Origin of the sequence: Photorhabdus temperata (assembly GCF_025384845.1) — a bacterium.
GTDB classification, from domain to species: Bacteria; Pseudomonadota; Gammaproteobacteria; order Enterobacterales; family Enterobacteriaceae; genus Photorhabdus; species Photorhabdus temperata.
On record NZ_JAJAFX010000030.1, the window covers coordinates 53,442 to 68,714 of the forward strand.

At 46.7% G+C, this 15,273-nt stretch carries 13 protein-coding genes and 1 pseudogene; 11 read left to right on the forward strand and 3 right to left on the reverse strand.

Going from position 1 to position 15,273, the window contains the following annotated elements; genetic code table 11:
- The 11 genes and pseudogenes from nuoE to LGZ99_RS25020 all read left to right on the forward strand — a co-directional run.
- Nucleotides 1–549 carry an NADH-quinone oxidoreductase subunit NuoE gene (gene nuoE, locus LGZ99_RS13240; RefSeq protein ID WP_021325720.1) on the forward strand — a complete coding sequence of 183 codons (549 nt, stop codon included), beginning with the start codon at nt 1–3 and terminating at the stop codon, nt 547–549.
- Entirely contained in the window at nt 546–1,910 is a 1,365-nt protein-coding gene (gene nuoF, locus LGZ99_RS13245; RefSeq protein ID WP_036837463.1) for an NADH-quinone oxidoreductase subunit NuoF, read from the forward strand. The genes nuoE and nuoF overlap by 4 nt, the downstream gene beginning before the upstream one ends.
- Nucleotides 1,911–1,985: 75 nt before the next feature.
- A complete protein-coding gene (gene nuoG, locus LGZ99_RS13250) occupies nt 1,986–4,712 on the forward strand; it encodes an NADH-quinone oxidoreductase subunit NuoG (RefSeq protein WP_023045487.1) in 2,727 nt (908 codons plus the stop codon).
- Nucleotides 4,709–5,686, forward strand: a complete 978-nt coding sequence (nuoH, locus tag LGZ99_RS13255) for an NADH-quinone oxidoreductase subunit NuoH (protein ID WP_021325719.1) — start codon at nt 4,709–4,711, stop codon at nt 5,684–5,686. The genes nuoG and nuoH overlap by 4 nt, the downstream gene beginning before the upstream one ends.
- Nucleotides 5,687–5,700: 14 nt before the next feature.
- A complete protein-coding gene (gene nuoI / locus LGZ99_RS13260) occupies nt 5,701–6,243 on the forward strand; it encodes an NADH-quinone oxidoreductase subunit NuoI (RefSeq protein ID WP_021325718.1) in 543 nt (180 codons plus the stop codon).
- 12 nt (nt 6,244–6,255) lie between these two features.
- Nucleotides 6,256–6,801 carry an NADH-quinone oxidoreductase subunit J gene (gene nuoJ / locus LGZ99_RS13265; protein ID WP_023045486.1) on the forward strand — a complete coding sequence of 182 codons (546 nt, stop codon included), beginning with the start codon at nt 6,256–6,258 and terminating at the stop codon, nt 6,799–6,801.
- On the forward strand, nt 6,798–7,100 hold the full coding sequence (nuoK, locus tag LGZ99_RS13270; RefSeq protein ID WP_021325716.1) for an NADH-quinone oxidoreductase subunit NuoK: 303 nt from the start codon (nt 6,798–6,800) through the stop codon (nt 7,098–7,100). Before nuoJ ends, nuoK begins: the two co-directional genes overlap by 4 nt.
- Complete coding sequence (gene nuoL / locus LGZ99_RS13275; protein WP_023045485.1) at nt 7,097–8,944, forward strand: NADH-quinone oxidoreductase subunit L; 1,848 nt, start codon at nt 7,097–7,099, stop codon at nt 8,942–8,944. Before nuoK ends, nuoL begins: the two co-directional genes overlap by 4 nt.
- 20 nt (nt 8,945–8,964) lie before the next feature.
- A complete protein-coding gene (gene nuoM, locus LGZ99_RS13280; protein ID WP_023045484.1) occupies nt 8,965–10,485 on the forward strand; it encodes an NADH-quinone oxidoreductase subunit M in 1,521 nt (506 codons plus the stop codon).
- 6 nt (nt 10,486–10,491) lie between these two features.
- The gene (gene nuoN / locus LGZ99_RS13285; RefSeq protein ID WP_023045483.1) at nt 10,492–11,949 is read left to right on the forward strand and encodes an NADH-quinone oxidoreductase subunit NuoN; all 1,458 of its coding nucleotides are present in this window, start codon (nt 10,492–10,494) and stop codon (nt 11,947–11,949) included.
- 1,347 nt (nt 11,950–13,296) lie between these two features.
- A pseudogene (locus tag LGZ99_RS25020) lies at nt 13,297–13,371 on the forward strand (DUF7706 family protein); the annotation flags it as partial.
- A 55-nt stretch (nt 13,372–13,426) separates the two neighbouring features.
- On the opposite strand, the gene LGZ99_RS13290 reads toward LGZ99_RS25020, so the two are convergent.
- From LGZ99_RS13290 to LGZ99_RS13300, 3 genes are all read right to left on the reverse strand, one after another.
- Complete coding sequence (locus LGZ99_RS13290; RefSeq protein WP_051769210.1) at nt 13,427–14,038, reverse strand: DUF8309 domain-containing protein; 612 nt, start codon at nt 14,036–14,038, stop codon at nt 13,427–13,429.
- Nucleotides 14,039–14,054: 16 nt separating this feature from the next.
- A complete protein-coding gene (locus LGZ99_RS13295; protein ID WP_235184665.1) occupies nt 14,055–14,366 on the reverse strand; it encodes a hypothetical protein in 312 nt (103 codons plus the stop codon).
- 261 nt (nt 14,367–14,627) lie between these two features.
- Entirely contained in the window at nt 14,628–15,023 is a 396-nt protein-coding gene (locus LGZ99_RS13300; RefSeq protein WP_231398272.1) for a hypothetical protein, read from the reverse strand.
- Between the last annotated feature and the right edge of the window lie 250 nt (nt 15,024–15,273).

The window sequence follows — 15,273 nt, forward strand, 5'->3', positions numbered from 1 at the left end:
ATGCAAAGTGAAATTAACGCGAATGCTCAACAGGCGCGCCTTGATGTGGTTAACGTGACAGAGTCTCAGGCAAAAGCAGATTTTGTACTGAGCACCGAAGAGCACGATGCGATTGAGCATGAAAAACACCACTATGAAGACCCGCGTGCCGCTTCTATCGAAGCATTGAAAATTGTGCAGAAGCATCGTGGTTGGGTGCCGGATGGCGCCATTTACGCGATTGCTGATGTTCTAGGTATTCCCGCCAGTGATGTGGAAGGTGTGGCGACGTTCTACAGCCAGATTTACCGCCAGCCAGTGGGCCGCCATATTATCCGTTACTGTGACAGCGTGGTTTGCCACATTACCGGTTATCAGGATGTCCAGGCCGCTATTGAAAGGCATTTGAAAATCTGTCCGGGCCAGACGACGCAAGATGGGCGTTTTACGCTGCTGCCAACCTGTTGTCTGGGTAACTGTGATAGAGGTCCGACCATGATGATCGATGACGATACTCACAGTTCGGTCAAACCTGAAGAGATTGAGAAGTTACTGGAGCAGTATCCATGACAGCACATTCAGGAATAAAAGAAATTATCCGTACTGAGGAAACCCATCCTCTTACCTGGCGCCTGCGTGATGACAAACAGCCGGTATGGTTGGATGAGTACCGCAGCAAAAGTGGTTATCGCGGTGCTGAAATAGCACTGAAAGGCATGGCTCCGGCTGAAGTGGTTTCTCTGGTAAAAGACGCCGGGCTGAAAGGCCGTGGAGGCGCCGGTTTCTCCACCGGTCTGAAATGGAGTCTGATGCCAAAAGACGAAAGCATGAATATCCGTTATCTGCTGTGTAACGCAGATGAAATGGAGCCGGGTACTTACAAAGATCGCCTGTTAATGGAGCAACTTCCTCACCTGCTGGTGGAAGGGATGCTGATCAGTGCGTTTGCCCTGAAAGCTTATCGTGGCTATATCTTCCTGCGTGGTGAATATGTAGAAGCGGCGGTGCATCTGCGTAAAGCCATTGAAGAAGCTAAAGCGGCAGGTTTACTGGGTAAAAACATTATGGGCAGCGGCTTTGATTTTGAGCTGTTTGTTCATACTGGCGCAGGGCGTTATATCTGTGGTGAAGAGACCGCGCTGATTAATTCCCTGGAAGGCCGCCGGGCTAACCCTCGCTCAAAACCGCCATTTCCAGCCACTTCCGGCGCATGGGGCAAACCCACTTGTGTTAATAACGTTGAAACCTTATGCAACGTTCCCTCAATTCTTGAATTCGGTAAAGAGTGGTATATCGGCCTGAGTGCGGGCAAGAGTAAAGATGCCGGTACTAAACTGATGGGATTCTCTGGTCGGGTGAAAAATCCGGGGTTGTGGGAATTGCCATTCGGTGTGACTGCCCGTGAAATTCTTGAAGATTATGCTGGTGGCATGCGTGACGGCCTGAAATTCAAAGCGTGGCAACCGGGGGGCGCAGGGACAGACTTCCTGACCGCTGAACATCTGGATCTGCCAATGGATTTCGAAAATATCGCTAAAGCGGGCAGCCGTCTGGGTACTGCATTGGCAATGGCTGTTGACCACGAAATCAACATGGTTTCTCTGACCCGTAATCTTGAAGAATTCTTTTCCCGTGAATCCTGTGGTTGGTGTACGCCATGCCGTGACGGACTGCCGTGGAGCGTGAAAATTCTGCGGGCATTAGAACGTGGCGAAGGGCAGCCAGGGGATATCGAAACGCTGGAACAGCTCTGCCGCTTCCTTGGGCCGGGTAATACATTCTGTGCTCACGCACCCGGGGCTGTGGAACCCTTACAGAGTGCCATCAAATATTTCCGTGATGAATTCGAAGCTGGAATTGTGACCCAAGACTATGGGAACACTCGCCTGATTGCGGGTATCCAGCCAAACCTGTTAAAGCAGCGTTGGTAATGGATTCTTCACGAAATTAGCAGAATTTTTGATTAACACTTGCTGAAAAGCAGGTCACTTGGAAGCATGCTGACTATGGCTACGATACATGTAGACGGCAAAAAATATGATGTAGACGGGGCTGATAACCTGTTACAAGCTTGCCTCTCTTTAGGGCTAGATATTCCTTATTTTTGCTGGCATCCAGCGCTGGGAAGCGTTGGCGCTTGCCGCCAATGTGCGGTAAAGCAATATCAAAACGCGGATGATACGCGCGGTCGTCTGATTATGTCCTGTATGACTCCGGCAACGGATGGCACTTTCATCGCTATTGATGATGAAGAGGCCAAACAATTCCGTGCGAGTGTGGTTGAGTGGCTGATGGCCAACCATCCGCATGATTGTCCCGTGTGTGAAGAAGGGGGCAACTGTCATTTGCAGGATATGACCGTGATGACCGGCCATACATTCCGTAAATACCGTTTCACTAAGCGAACTCATAATAACCAGGAATTGGGGCCGTTTATTTCTCATGAAATGAACCGCTGTATTGCCTGTTATCGCTGTGTGCGCTACTACAAAGACTACGCTGACGGCACGGATTTTGGTGTCTATGGCGCTAACGATAACATCTATTTCGGTCGCCCTGAAAGCGGCACGCTGGAAAGCGAGTTCTCCGGTAATTTGGTCGAAATCTGCCCGACCGGGGTATTCACGGACAAAACCCATTCTGAACGTTATAACCGTAAATGGGACATGCAGTTTGCGCCAAGCATCTGCCAGCAGTGCAGTATTGGCTGTAACACCAGCCCGGGGGAGCGTTATGGTGAATTACGCCGTATTGAAAACCGGTATAACGGTACGGTAAACCACTACTTTATGTGTGACCGAGGTCGTTTTGGTTACGGTTATGTCAACCGTAAAGACCGCCCTCGTCAACCACAGCAACTGCGCGGTGATCATTGGATCTCGCTTAACGCTGAACAGGCCATGCAGGGTGGGGCGGATATTTTGCGTCAGGCCAAAAATGCCATTGGTATCGGTTCACCACGCGCCAGCCTGGAAAGCAACTTTGCCCTGCGTGAACTGGTGGGGGCGGAAAACTTCTATAGCGGGATTGCTGCTGCTGAACAGCAACGTCTTGATATGATGCTGGAAATTCTCCAGCAGGGTGGCGTTTATACGCCGTCGCTGCGTGAAATTGAAAGCTATGATGCGGTACTGATTTTAGGTGAAGACCTGACTCAGACCGGCGCCCGTATGGCACTGTCCGTTCGTCAGGCGGTGAAAGGCAAAGCCCGCGAAATGGCGGCAGCTCAGAAAGTCGCTGATTGGCAGATTGCCGCGGTGATGAATATCGGCCAGCGTGCTAAATATCCCCTGTTTGTGACTAACGTGGATGATACCCATCTGGATGATATCGCGGCGTGGAATTACCGTGCGCCAGTTGATGATCAGGCTCGTTTTGGTTTCGCAGTCGCTCATGCATTGGATAGCACTGCGCCGGTGGTCGAAAATTTACCTGACGAACTGAAAGCGAAAGTGGAAATGGTTGCGCAGGCACTGATTGGCGCGAAGAAACCACTGATTATCAGCGGCAGTAACGTGGGTAGTGATGCGATCATTCAGGCGGCGGCCAATGTTGCCTGGGCGCTGAAAGATAAAGGCTCAGATGTCGGCCTGTCGTTTGTCGCGATCTATGCGAACAGCATTGGATTGGGAATGATGGAGGCCCAGCCACTGGATGTTGCTTTGCAACGTATCAGCAGTGGTCAATCTGATACGGCTATCGTGATGGAAAATGATCTCTATCGACATGCGGCAGCCGATAAGGTCGATGACGCACTGGACAAGCTGAAAAACCTGATTGTGGTTGACCATCAGCGTACTGCTATCATGGATAAAGCTCATCTGATTCTTCCGGCTGCCAGCTTTGCAGAAAGCGACGGCACGCTGGTGAATCAGGAAGGCCGGGCGCAGCGTTATTTCCAGGTTTTCCAGCCCTCTTTCTACGACAAATCCGTGGTGATGCTGGAGAGCTGGCGTTGGCTGCACTCCTTGCACATGACTTATACCGAATGTCATTTGGATTGGACTCAGCTTGACCATGTTATTGATGCCTGTGTTGACGTGATGCCACAGCTTAAGGGCATTATTGATGCTGCGCCTGATTCCACATTCCGCATCCGTGGTCAGAAACTGGCGCGTTCACCGCATCGTTACAGTGGCCGTACTGCGATGCTGGCGAATCTCAGTGTCCATGAGCAGCGTCAGCCTCAGGATATTGACTCACCGTTTGCTTTCTCAATGGAAGGCAACAATAGCCCTGATGCCTTTCGTCAGCAGGTTCCGTTTGCCTGGGCGCCGGGTTGGAACTCACCGCAGGCGTGGAATAAATTCCAGGCGGAGGTCGGTGGTCATTTGCGCTTTGGTGATCCGGGGGTACGTCTGATTGAAACAACTGACGGTGGTCTGAACTACTTTGATCAGATTCCGGCGGAATTTTCTGTACAGGATAACCAATGGGTCATCGCTCCTTACCACCACCTGTTTGGCAGTGAAGAATTAACCCAACGTTCCGATGTGATTCAGGAACGTATGCCGGAGCCTTATGTGATGCTCAATAACAAAGATGCGGATCAACTGGGTGTGAAAACAGGTTCTGTTCTGGAGTTTGATTGTTTTGGTCAGCAACTGCGTTTGGCAGTCCGTCTGAGTGAAAAGCTTGCTCAAGGTCAGATTGGCTTGCCAATGGGAATGCCGGGTATTCCTCCGGTCATGGCGGGTGTTTCAGTAAATAATCTGCGGGAGGCGGCACAATGAGTTGGTTAACCTCCGACGTTATTGATGTACTGATCGCTATTCTGAAATCGGTGGTGATCTTGGTGGTGGTGGTGGCCTGCGGAGCGTTGATGAGTTTTGGTGAACGACGTTTGCTGGCGCTGTTCCAGAACCGTTATGGGCCAAACCGTGTCGGTTGGGGCGGGTCATTACAGATCGTGGCCGACATGATCAAAATGTTCTTCAAAGAGGACTGGGTACCGCGTTTTGCTGACCGGTTGATCTTTACCTTAGCGCCTGTTATTGGTTTCTGTTCTCTGTTGCTTGCCTTTGCCATTGTGCCGATCACCCCGAACTGGATGGCTGCGGATCTCAACATCGGCATTTTGTTCTTCATGATGATGGCGGGTCTGGCTGTCTACGCGGTCCTGTTTGCCGGGTGGGCAAGTAACAACAAATACTCCCTGCTGGGGGCGATGCGTGCTTCTGCACAGACACTGAGTTATGAGGTGTTTCTCGGCCTCTCTTTTATGGGCGTTGTTGCACAGGCCGATTCCTTCAATATGGTGGATATCGTCAACGCACAGGAACACATGTGGAATATCATTCCTCAATTCTTTGGCTTCCTGACTTTTGCTATCGCGGGTGTGGCCGTGTGTCACCGTCACCCATTTGACCAGCCGGAAGCAGAACAGGAATTGGCTGATGGCTACCACATTGAATACTCCGGTATGAAATTTGGTTTGTTCTTCGTGGGTGAATATATCGGTATTGTCACGGTTTCTGCCCTGATTGTGACAATGTTCTTTGGTGGTTGGCATGGTCCATTCCTGCCGCCGTTTGTCTGGTTTGCGCTGAAAACTGCGTTCTTCATGGTGATGTTCATCCTGATACGTGCATCTTTACCGCGCCCGCGTTATGACCAGGTAATGGCGTTTGGCTGGAAAATTTGTTTGCCGCTGACCTTACTAAACCTGCTGGCGACTGCGGCAGTGATTTTGTACAACGCTCAATAAGGGGGGAATGAACCATGACATTAAAAGAGTTAGCGGTTGGTTTCGCCACCCAGGTACGCAGTATTTGGATGATTGGCCTACATGCCTTTCATAAGCGCGAAACCCAAATGTATCCTGAAGAACCGGTTTATCTGCCACCCCGTTACCGTGGCCGTATTGTGTTGACACGCGATCCGGACGGCGAAGAGCGTTGTGTTGCCTGTAACCTGTGTGCGGCAGTTTGCCCGGTTGGCTGTATCTCGTTGCAGAAGGCCGAGCATAAAGATGGTCGCTGGTATCCGGAGTTTTTCCGCATTAACTTCTCACGCTGCATCTTCTGCGGTCTGTGCGAAGAGGCTTGCCCGACTACCGCAATCCAGTTAACACCGGATTTCGAAATGGGGGAGTTTAAGCGCCAGGATCTGGTGTATGAAAAAGATGACCTGACGATTTCGGGTCCGGGTAAATATCCTGATTATAACTTTTACCGTAAGACAGGTATGGCGATTGACGGCAAATCAAAAGGTGAAGCCGACAACGAAGCAAAACCTATCGACGTTAAAAGCCTGTTGCCGTAAGGAGCGATATTCATGGAATTTACGTTTTATACCGCCGGGTTGGTTGCGATATTGGCAACCATCAGGGTGATTACACACACCAATCCGATACACGCGCTTTTGTATTTGATTGTTTCTCTGCTGGCGCTTTCAGCGGTGTTTTTCTCGCTGGGTGCTTATTTTGCCGCGGCGCTGGAGATCATCGTTTACGCCGGGGCCATTATGGTGCTGTTCGTTTTCGTGGTGATGATGCTTAACCTTGGCAGATCTGTTGTTGAACAGGAGCGTATTTGGCTGAAACCGCGAACCTGGGTTGGTCCGGGTTTGCTGTCAGCCGTGTTGCTTATCGTGCTGGTGTATACCATTGTCAACGTTTCTCATGGTGATATTGCCGACAATATCTCGGGTGAAGTTGTCAGCGCCAAAGAAGTGGGCATCAGCCTGTTTGGCCCATATGTGCTGGCCGTTGAACTAGCCTCTCTGTTATTACTGGCTGGTATGGTGGTGGCTTATCACATTGGCCGTGAACACAAACAGGGTGAAGTTCTCAGCAACCGAAACGCGGAGGAACAACCATGATACCTCTTCAACATGGACTGATTTTGGCGGCAATCTTATTTGTTTTGGGCCTGACCGGGCTCATCATCCGTCGTAATCTGTTGTTTATGTTAATTGGCCTTGAAGTGATGATTAACGCTGCGGCCCTGGCTTTTGTGGTGGTAGGCAGCTATTGGAGTCAGCCGGATGGTCAGGTGATGTTCATTCTGGCTATTAGCCTGGCTGCGGCAGAGGCGAGTATTGGCCTGGCGCTGTTATTGCAGCTTTATCGCCGTCGCCAGACTCTGAATATTGATACAGTCAGTGAGATGCGCGGATGAACTTACTCTATTTAACAATTCTGTTGCCACTGCTGGGATTTTTGCTGTTGGCATTTTCCCGTGGCCGCTGGTCTGAAAACACATCAGCCACTGTTGGGATTGGTTCTGTTGGTCTGGCTGCGCTGGTGACTTTGTGGGTTGCTATTGATTTCAACAGCCAGAATGTGGCGGGTGATCTGGTTTACAGTCAAAACTTGTGGAACTGGATGGAGGTCGGGGATTTCAGTATTCCTTTCACTCTGGTTCTTGATGGTTTGTCTTTGACCATGCTGAGTGTGGTCACCGGTGTCGGTTTCCTGATCCATATGTATGCCTCATGGTATATGCGCGGTGAAGAGGGTTATTCCCGTTTCTTCGCTTATACCAACCTGTTTATCGCTAGCATGGTGATACTGGTTCTGGCAGATAACATGATGCTGATGTATCTCGGCTGGGAAGGGGTGGGGCTGTGCAGTTATCTGCTGATTGGCTTCTACTATACCAACCCGGCAAATGGTGCTGCGGCAATGAAAGCCTTTGTCGTTACCCGTGTGGGTGACGTCTTCCTGGCTATCGGCATGTTTATTCTGTATGACAATCTGGGAACCTTGAACTTCCGTGAGTTGGCGGTTTTGGCTCCGCAACATCTGGAAGCCGGTTCTTCGGTGATTACCTGGGCGACCCTGATGATATTAGGGGGAGCCGTCGGTAAATCAGCTCAATTGCCGTTACAAACCTGGTTGGCTGATGCGATGGCTGGCCCGACGCCGGTTTCTGCGCTTATTCACGCCGCAACGATGGTGACCGCAGGGGTTTATCTGGTTGCACGCAGCCACGGTCTGTTCTTGATGGCCCCGGAAATCCTACAACTGGTTGGGACTATTGGCGCTGTCACTCTGGTGCTGGCAGGTTTTGCTGCGTTGGTGCAAACCGATATTAAACGTGTACTGGCTTACTCAACGATGAGTCAGATTGGCTACATGTTTCTGGCGTTGGGGGTTCAGGCGTGGGATGCGGCAATCTTCCACCTGATGACGCACGCATTCTTTAAGGCGTTGTTATTCCTGGCATCGGGTTCCGTCATCCTGGCCTGTCATCACGAGCAGAATATTTTCAAAATGGGTGGATTGCGTAAATCCATACCGTTGGTTTATGTCTGCTTCCTGGTCGGTGGCGCGGCGCTATCGGCGTTGCCGATTGTTACTGCCGGTTTCTACAGTAAAGATGAAATTCTGTGGGGGGCAATGTCACATGGTCATATCAACCTCATGTTAGCGGGTTTGGCAGGTGCGTTTATGACGTCTTTGTATACCTTCCGTATGATTTTTATCGTGTTCCACGGTGAGGCGAAAACCAAAGCGCACTCTGTTAAAGGGATTACCCATCACCTGCCATTACTGGTATTGCTGGTGCTTTCCACCTTTGTGGGCGCACTGATTGCGCCACCACTGGCGGGTGTGTTGCCGGAAGGCCATGCAACGGGCGATACAGGTAAAATGATGCTGGAAGTGGTTTCTGGTGTGGTGGCGGTTGCGGGTATTTTGCTGGCGATGGCACTGTATTTAGGTAAACGTCAATTGGTGAATAGCGTGGCGCAAAGTGCTCCGGGACGCTTCTTTTCCGTATGGTGGTTTAATGCCTGGGGCTTTGATGTTCTGTATGACTGGGTATTTGTGAAGCCATTCAAGAACATTACCCGTGTGTTACAACACGATCCACTGAATTCACTGATGAATATTCCGGCGGTGTTATCACGCTGGAGTAACAAAGGTCTTAGCCTGAGTGAAAACGGACAAGTCCGTTGGTACGTTGCCTCTATGGGGTTGGGTGCAGTGCTGGTTTTAGCTCTGCTGCTACTGGTTTAATTTAAGGGACACATTGCGCCATGCTATTACCTTGGCTAATTCTTTTGCCCTTCATCGGAGGTTTGCTGAGTTGGCAGACTGAACGCTTTGGTACCCGTGTACCACGTTGGATCGCGTTAATTTCGATGGGGTTGACTCTGGTGCTCTCACTGCAATTGTGGTTGCAGGGGGGCTATACCCTGGCTAATCCGCAGGGGATCCCTCAATGGCAATCAGAATTTTTTATGCCATGGATCCCACGTTTTGGTATCAGCATTCACCTTGCACTGGATGGCTTATCCCTGCTGATGGTCGTGTTGACTGCACTGCTGGGGCTGATGGCTATTCTCTGTTCATGGACGGAAAATCAACCGTATCAGGGCTTCTTCCACTTGAACCTGCTGTGGATCCTGGGTGGTGTGATGGGGGTGTTCCTCGCTATCGACATGTTCCTGTTCTTCTTTTTCTGGGAAATGATGTTGGTGCCGATGTACTTCCTGATTGCATTGTGGGGACACAGAGGATCGGGTGGTAAGACCCGTATCACTGCGGCGACCAAATTCTTCATTTATACCCAGGCGAGCGGTCTGGTGATGCTGATTGCGATTATGGCGCTGGTATTGGTGCACTATAACGCGACGGGCGAGTGGACATTCAGCTATGAGAAATTGCTGAATACGCCAATGTCACATACCGTTCAATACCTGCTGATGTTGGGTTTCTTCATCGCCTTTGCGGTAAAAATGCCGGTTGTGCCTTTGCATGGGTGGTTACCGGATGCTCACAGCCAGGCGCCAACCGCGGGTTCTGTTGACCTGGCGGGGATCTTGCTGAAAACGGCGGGTTATGGTCTGTTGCGTTTTGGTTTGCCACTGTTCCCGGAGGCTTCTCATGAGTTCACCCCAATCGCGATGTGGCTGGGTGTGCTTGGGATCTTCTATGGTGCATGGATGGCATTCAGCCAGACAGATATCAAACGCCTGATTGCTTATACCAGTATCTCGCATATGGGATTTGTGTTGATAGCGATTTACTCTGGCAGCCAGCTTGCTTACCAGGGGGCGATTATTCAGATGATTGCTCATGGTTTATCAGCCGCGGGCCTGTTTATTCTCTGTGGTCAGCTTTATGAGCGCTTGCATACCCGTGACATGAGTCTAATGGGTGGTTTGTGGCGACGTGTACAGTTTTTGCCTGCGTTGTCGCTGTGCTTTGCTGTTGCGACCCTGGGGATGCCGGGAACCGGTAACTTTGTCGGTGAGTTTATGATTCTGTTTGGCAGTTTTAGTGAATACACGTTAATTATAACGATTTCTGTGTTCGGCCTGGTTTTCGCTTCTGTATATGCCCTGTATATGATGCAGCGTGCTTATTACGGAGCGCCAAAATCAGATGAACCACTAAGACGGATGGATATGCGGGAAATATCTATTGTCATGTTGCTGTTGATATTACTGGTGGTGATGGGTTTCTACCCACAACCTATCCTTGATACTTCAGCGGCAGCGATGGATAACATCCAGACCTGGTATTCAGCTTCAATTTCAACTACAAGGCCGTAATTCGCCATGACAATAACTCCTCAACAACTGATCGCGCTGTTACCGCTGTTGATCGTCGGATTGACGGTAGTGGTTGTGATGCTGTCCATTGCGTGGCGACGCGATCACTTTATCAATACCACGCTGACCGTAGTAGGTTTGAATCTGGCTCTGTTGTCCCTCTACTTTGTTGGGCAGCAGGAAGCGATGGACGTCACCCCACTGGTTCATGTGGACAGCTACGCTATGCTCTATATCGGCCTGGTGCTGGTTGCGAGCCTGGCAACTTCTACTTTCGCCTATTCCTGGCTGGAAAATTATCCGGATAACAAAGAAGAGTTCTACCTGCTGGTGCTGATTGCGACCGTGGGCGGTATTCTCCTGGCTTGTGCAAACCATCTGGCGTCATTGTTTATCGGTATTGAACTGCTTACTTTACCGCTGTTTGGTTTAATTGGTTATGCATATCGTCAGAGACGCTCTCTGGAAGCGGCGATTAAGTACATGCTGTTGTCCGCGGCAGCATCGTCTTTCATGCTGTTTGGTATGGCGTTGCTGTATGCGGAATCAGGCGATCTCTCTTTTGCTGCCTTGGGACATCGTTTGTCTGACAGCTATATCTATCAACCTTTAATACTAGCAGGTCTGGGTATGATGGTTGTTGGACTTGGCTTCAAATTATCGCTGGTCCCTTTCCATCTTTGGACACCGGATGTTTATCAGGGGGCACCTGCACCTGTTTCTACCTTTCTGGCAACTGCCAGTAAGATAGCGATTTTCGCAGTAGTGATGCGTCTGTTCGTTGAAGCGCCGATGGCGGACAATGAAGCGCTGCGCACGGTATTAACCGTTATTGCGATTGCCTCTATGTTGTTCGGTAACTTGATGGCGCTGACTCAGACGAATATCAAACGCCTGCTTGGTTACTCTTCTATTGCTCACTTAGGTTATCTATTGGTGGCGCTGGTAGCGGTACAAAACCATCAGCTTTCAGAAGAAACCGTGGGTATCTACCTGGCGGGTTATCTGTTTAGCAGCATCGGTGCGTTTGGTGTCGTTAGCCTGATGTCCAGCCCATATAAAGGACCGGATGCGGATTCCCTCTACTCATACCGTGGTCTGTTTTGGCATAAACCGATTTTGTCTGCGGTAATGACGGTAATGATGTTGTCACTGGCGGGTATCCCAATGACGCTGGGCTTTATTGGTAAATTCTATGTGATTGTGTTGGGTGTACAGGCTGAACTGTGGTGGCTGACTGCGGCGGTGGTTCTTGGCAGTGCTATCGGCCTTTATTACTATCTGAGAGTGATGGTGAGTTTGTACTTGCATGCACCAAAAACCCTTAACCGCGATACACCGAGGAATTGGGCCTTAACTGCCGGTGGGATGGTCGTTCTGATTTCTGCATTATTGGTACTGGCGCTGGGTATTTGGCCTCAGCCACTGATTGATGTGGTACAACAAGCGAAAATCATTCTCTAAATAGTCAGTCGGTTGTGATGAACTATTTGGAATAATCCAAACCCGGTAAGGTTGTCCTTACCGGGTTAGTTTTGAAAAGATTTGGGTTATAAAAATAAAATCTTTTATTTATTAAAATAGTCTCGCCATATGATTTTAGATTTTCTCTTAAAACCATTTATCCATGTCTATTTAAATGATGTTTAAATAAATCAGTAAATTTATTTAATAATGCTCTATTACAGGGAGATTAATCAGCCAGGAAGGTTATAATAATTAAATGGATATTTAAACGTTAACAGAGTGCGAAAATAGTTTTGAAAAATAACGATATAAATTTATTTTAGTGTTTAATTACATTAACGGTATAAAAATAGGTATGATTTAAATAAAACCGTAGAAAAGCAATATTATTGGATAAGGTAAAATAGTGCAAAACAAATTTAAACGGGTGTATTTAATGTGTCGCGGTGTTGCATAATAAATGCAACATAATAATGATAAAAGTAATCCAGTTCGTATTTGATTAAATCATTTATTTGCGGATTTTGTCATTCGGATTTCTTATAAACGATTATTTAACTGGCTGATAAAAAAGTTTAATCCCCAGTTGAAAACGTTATTAAAATCGGTTTGTTTTTTAAATATATTGCCTTGTTAACCTATTTTATATTCTTATTTGCCTTTTTTAATGGGTATATAATCATTAATAAAGCCAATTCTTTTTCTCATTTTTCACTGATGGTTTTATGATGAGTAGGTTTTAAATTGTTATTAAAAGCTATTTTTTAACCTCTGATTTTAATAGGTATAATAAAGTTTTAATCGTTGTTTTTACTACTCTTACTGCCTGATTTATATTAAGTTTAATCATCATGGTATATTGTGTTTTACGTTTTAATCAATATTAACCATACTCGCTTTTTATCCTTGTCAATACTGTTTTACTGGCAATTTTGAACAGTTTTTATAAGTTATCCTCTTTTCTTTTGTCTTCATAAATCAACCAGTAAATAGCTTGATGGTATAAAGATACCTCTTTGTTTTTTTCGGGGAATATTATTTTTTTCTGATTTGTTTTCAATTTTTTGTTAATGGTTAATGGGTTTTGATTAAGTTTGATTAACGTCTTTTTAAATACTGCACTTATAGTTAAATCTGTCTTTTATATAAAAGCTTTAATATCTCTGTTTTTGTATTTTTAAATGGTCATGGCAGGTTAGATAGAAATAAGCGGAGGATAGCATTGCCAATAAATGAATTGAGCATGGCTGTTAATCGGCCGTTAAAGGGAAATACAGGTAAAAAGATAAAATGAACCCTTGATATCATAACCGGTTTTATGAGTTAAGGGGAACAAATGACGAGGAGGCGTATCAAATCAAAGATGCCGTCGGTAAGCTCCAGTCGGCGTTGGCTTACCGTGGGTATGCGCCTCGATAGATCATGAATAAGACCGGAAGATCACAGAGATCTTCCGGCTTTTATATTATCTATATTATCGTAGCGGTACCGGTAAGCGACTGGTTAAGGGCCTTAATTGCTCTCTGTCATCCCACAGCCCCGGAAACACCTCGAATTTCAGGTCATCACGGTTAATACCGGTATCAAAATAGCGGCACAGACGTTCTGCTAACTCTTCATGTGACCACATATTGGTCAGTTCATATTTTTCAATGAGTTCCCGATCTTCTGGTAAGGTTAAGTCTTCTTTTAATACTGGTGCCAGCGTGGTTCCGATATTACCCTTAGGACCGATATCAATCAGTTTACCTCCCATAAATAAAAAAGAGTTTTTATCTCCAGGATAATGGTCACCATCAAATGAAGAATAAGGTTTTATCCAGTAATTATTATAGGATTGAGTATTAGGAATAACTGATTTATCTTTAATTTTATCTGGCATCAATTTATAAACAGCATTAACAACTAAAATCCGAAACAAAGTAGTCACTTGATTTAAATCAATATTTTTCCAGACACCATCTGTATTACAGACATCATAAAACTGCATTTCTACACTATTAAGCATCTGTCCAATGGTATACAGATTATCCCTCAGTTTGATATTAACCAGATGATTGTGCTTCCAGACAATTCGTTTCACCATTTTATCAAAACAGCCGTCAGCAACGGCTGCCTCCTTTGCCGTTGCGTTTAGTTGTGTGCCCTAAATGTTCGTCTGCTGCTGCCAAGTAGTTAGTCCGGCGGGTATTGTTTGGCCCCACTGGATTTTGTTTATTAGCTGTACCCTCAAGACCACCCAGATTTTCAAATCGCCGTTGTTCTAGTCCACGAGCAGTATCTTTACCAACTTGAGAATAACCTTCATAGATAACTTCAGGTGGCTTACCACCAAAGCGATCAAAATCATTACCATATCGATATTTCAATACATCTTGAGCTGCCTGTTGTCCTTGCTTACTGGCATAGCCCACATACGGTTTGCCGGTGGTAGCATCAATACCCTGATAGGTGATATGCGTTGCCGTTTTAAGATCGCCCGCCCAACCTAACGGATAGGGCGTAATAAACCGGCCTATCTCCGGGGCATAATACCGATACGTATTAAAATGCAGCCCCGTCTCTAAACTCCAGTCGGCGCTGGCTTACCATGGTTATTCGCCAAGATAGATCATAAGAAGGCCGGAAGATCATAAAGATCTTCCGGTTTCAAATTTTATTTATTACGTATTAAATCAATTTCCCTTTATATCAAGTAAATAATTAAGTTTTGGTTTCCATATGTTTTCCCATTTACTTTCTATATCTATTGAATAATTCTTTATATGGTAATAATCATTCTCATCATGATGAGATAAAAAGCATTGTTCAACACAGCTAATAATCCATTCCAATAATTGTTTAATTTCAAGATCATTATTATAACTCAAGAAAAACTCAGCAATTTCAATAAATTCCGTCATCAAATTCGGGCAAAAAATGGATTCTTCAAATAATGAGTAACAAAATGTTCCCTCAATTAAATCATCTTTATTTTCTAGAAGACGAAGTTTAATGTTCTCATTCATATCAGCAACCTGGCCCTTTTCTTTTTGCTGCTTTAATTGATTTTTTCTCATTATAGGAGCCATCTAAATTGAACACTCCTTTGGACTTATCCAATGATGAAAATGTCTCGTAGTGATCTTTGTGAAGATTATCTAAATAAAAATAATCATTTTTCTTAAAAGCTACTCCTTCAACTTTTACTTTGTTTGTAAATTTATAAATTTCAGCCCCTTGAAATTTCTTTCCAGTTGTTTGGGCCGCATCACCAACGATCGATCCATGTCATCGGATTCGGCGCATAGGTATACAGGTTTAATCCACCGGCTAAGCCAA

Excerpts from the sequence above, each read along its gene's own strand:
- LGZ99_RS13290 (WP_051769210.1), bottom strand. The coding sequence starts at position 14,038 with ATGGTGAAACGAATTGTCTGGAAGCACAATCATCTGGTTAATATCAAA.
- nuoL (WP_023045485.1), top strand. The coding sequence starts at position 7,097 with ATGAACTTACTCTATTTAACAATTCTGTTGCCACTGCTGGGATTTTTG.
- nuoG (WP_023045487.1), top strand. The coding sequence starts at position 1,986 with ATGGCTACGATACATGTAGACGGCAAAAAATATGATGTAGACGGGGCT.
- LGZ99_RS13300 (WP_231398272.1), bottom strand. The coding sequence starts at position 15,023 with ATGGCTCCTATAATGAGAAAAAATCAATTAAAGCAGCAAAAAGAAAAG.
- nuoF (WP_036837463.1), top strand. The coding sequence starts at position 546 with ATGACAGCACATTCAGGAATAAAAGAAATTATCCGTACTGAGGAAACC.
- nuoJ (WP_023045486.1), top strand. The coding sequence starts at position 6,256 with ATGGAATTTACGTTTTATACCGCCGGGTTGGTTGCGATATTGGCAACC.
- nuoM (WP_023045484.1), top strand. The coding sequence starts at position 8,965 with ATGCTATTACCTTGGCTAATTCTTTTGCCCTTCATCGGAGGTTTGCTG.
- nuoE (WP_021325720.1), top strand. The coding sequence starts at position 1 with ATGCAAAGTGAAATTAACGCGAATGCTCAACAGGCGCGCCTTGATGTG.
- nuoH (WP_021325719.1), top strand. The coding sequence starts at position 4,709 with ATGAGTTGGTTAACCTCCGACGTTATTGATGTACTGATCGCTATTCTG.
- nuoI (WP_021325718.1), top strand. The coding sequence starts at position 5,701 with ATGACATTAAAAGAGTTAGCGGTTGGTTTCGCCACCCAGGTACGCAGT.
- nuoK (WP_021325716.1), top strand. The coding sequence starts at position 6,798 with ATGATACCTCTTCAACATGGACTGATTTTGGCGGCAATCTTATTTGTT.
- nuoN (WP_023045483.1), top strand. The coding sequence starts at position 10,492 with ATGACAATAACTCCTCAACAACTGATCGCGCTGTTACCGCTGTTGATC.